Raw genomic sequence first — 1,285 nt, 5'->3', positions numbered from 1 at the left:
CTCGGCTGGCCGGTGAACGTGCTGGCCCCGGAAATCGCCCGGGAGGTGATCCGCGGCGGCCGCGCCGTATGCGACGCCGCGGGCATTCCTCTTGCGGGCGGGCACTCCATCGATGCGCCGGAGCCGATCTTCGGCCTGGCGGTCACCGGGCTGGTGGAAAAACGCTTCATGAAGCGCAACGACACCGCCACGGCCGGTTGCCTGCTGTACCTGACCAAGCCCCTGGGGATCGGCGTGCTTACCACCGCCGAGAAAAAGGGCAAGCTGCGCAGCGCCGACATCGGCCTGGCCCGGGACTGGATGTGCACCCTGAACAAGCCCGGCAGCCGTTTCGGCAAGCTCGAAGGGGTGACCGCGATGACCGACGTCACCGGTTTCGGCCTGCTCGGGCACCTGGTGGAAATGGCCGACGGCAGTGGCCTGACCGCGCGCATTCACTACGACCGCGTACCGCGCCTGCCGGGGGTCGAATACTACCTGGACCAGGGCTGTGTGCCCGGTGGCACCTTGCGCAACTACAGCAGCTACGCTGACAAGGTCGGGCGAGTGCAGGAACTGCACAAGCGCGTGCTCTGCGACCCGCAGACCAGTGGCGGGCTGCTGGTGGCGGTAACCCCGCAAGGCAATGCCGAATTCCTGGCCCTGGCGGCGGAACTGGGCCTGGAACTGGCGCCGATTGGCGAGCTGGTAGAGCGACAGAGCCACGCGGTCGAGGTGTTCTGATGTCTCTGGACTGCACCGACTACCGCGAGATCTTCCTCAACGACCGGCCGATGATGGACACCCGCGCGCCGATCGAATTCACCAAGGGCGCCTTTCCCGGGGTGCTCAACCTGCCCCTGATGACCGACCAGGAGCGCCAGCGGGTCGGCACCTGCTACAAGCAGCAGGGCCAGCAGGCGGCGATTGTCCTGGGCCATCAGTTGGTGTCCGGCGCGATCAAGGAACAGCGCATCCAGGCCTGGGCGGATTTTGCCCGGGCCCATCCCGACGGCCTGCTGTACTGCTTCCGTGGCGGCCTGCGCTCGCAGATCGTCCAGCAGTGGCTCAAGGACGAAGCAGGCATCGCTTACCCGCGGGTCGGCGGCGGCTACAAGGCCATGCGTACCTTCCTCCTGGACACCACCGAACAGGCCCTGCAGCAGTGCGATTTCGTCCTCCTGGGGGGCATGACCGGCACCGGCAAGACCCAAGTGCTGGGCCAGTTGGACAACGCCCTGGACCTGGAAGGCCACGCCAACCACCGCGGCTCCAGCTTCGGCCGCCGCGCCACCGGCCAGCCGAG

2 protein-coding genes are annotated in these 1,285 nt (G+C 67.5%); both read left to right on the top strand.

Translation table 11 applies throughout. The features are described 5' to 3' along the window. Positions 1-723, top strand: a 723-nt coding sequence (gene selD, locus F6S12_RS31860; protein WP_315869873.1) for a selenide, water dikinase SelD, incomplete at its 5' end; no start/stop codon positions are given. Next, the coding region (mnmH, locus tag F6S12_RS31855; protein WP_315869872.1) for a tRNA 2-selenouridine(34) synthase MnmH at positions 723-1,285 on the top strand (563 nt) is incomplete at its 3' end. The genes selD and mnmH, both read left to right, overlap by 1 nt.

Origin of the sequence: Pseudomonas sp. JV245A, assembly GCF_032424515.1 — a bacterium.
Lineage (GTDB): Bacteria > Pseudomonadota > Gammaproteobacteria > Pseudomonadales > Pseudomonadaceae > Aquipseudomonas > Aquipseudomonas protegens.
This window is presented reverse-complemented; position numbering and strand designations above follow the sequence as displayed.